The organism is Endothiovibrio diazotrophicus (genome assembly GCF_054657215.1).
This window is the reverse complement of sequence record NZ_BAAHXB010000287.1, coordinates 1-822: the sequence shown is the minus strand read 5'-3', so window position 1 is coordinate 822 and position 822 is coordinate 1. Positions and strand designations below refer to the sequence as shown.

The following is an 822-nucleotide window of genomic DNA, read 5'->3' as shown; positions in this document are numbered from 1 at the left end:
TGGAATAGCACCGCCGGTTGATCCGGTGGGCCTCCTCGCACAACCCACATCCATTTATCGGAAGTGGCGACCCGGCCGTCCTCCTTGAGTACCTGGATGCGGGTTTCGTCCGCCTGCAAATAATCACCGCTCAATTGGTGTTCACGCAGCAAATTGATCAGTGGCATGAACACCCCATCCAGGCGAATGACCCAGTTCGCCAGGGTGGTGCGGCTGACTTCGCCGCCATAGCGCTGGATAATTCCCGCCAGCCGGTAAAGGGGTAGCGCATCGGCGTATTTGGCGACCAGGATGTAGGCCAGCAACTGCACGCTGGCGATGCACTTGCCCAGCGGATGGACCGGCCGGGGTGCCGTCTTGATCGAGGACTCGCCCTCCGCCGTCTCGAACACCGCCTTCTCCTGCCAGTATTCGAGCACCTGCGCTCGGGCGGGGACGATATCCAGCTCTTCCTTCACCTTGGTGAAAAAGGTGCGGCTGGCCCCGGCCTTCTCTTCCTCGCTCAGCGGCAGTTCGATACGAACCCGCGGCAATTTATCGGAGAAGCCGGCGCGCTTCTTCTTGCGTGGGGGTGGTGCTGCGGCGGGCGTATCGACCTCGGCCAACTGCTCGTCCACCTCGCCAAGGCACGCCTCCAGTTCCGCTTCGTCGAACAACCCGTTCTGAAACGCCAGCTTCTCGCTACTCGCCCCAAAGCGCCTCTGGTTGGCCAAGCGCAACTGCTCTTCCAGTAACTTGATCCGCTTCGCTTGCTCGGTGATCCGGCGCTGATCGTGGGCGATGATCTGTTGGTGATCATCGATGACCCGTTCACGCTCCGCG

General features: G+C 61.4%; 1 protein-coding gene. It reads right to left on the bottom strand.

The window, feature by feature from the left end; genetic code table 11:
• Positions 1 to 822, bottom strand: an 822-nt coding sequence (locus tag ACYQ2W_RS26465; RefSeq protein WP_459874097.1) for a transposase, incomplete at both ends; no start/stop codon positions are given.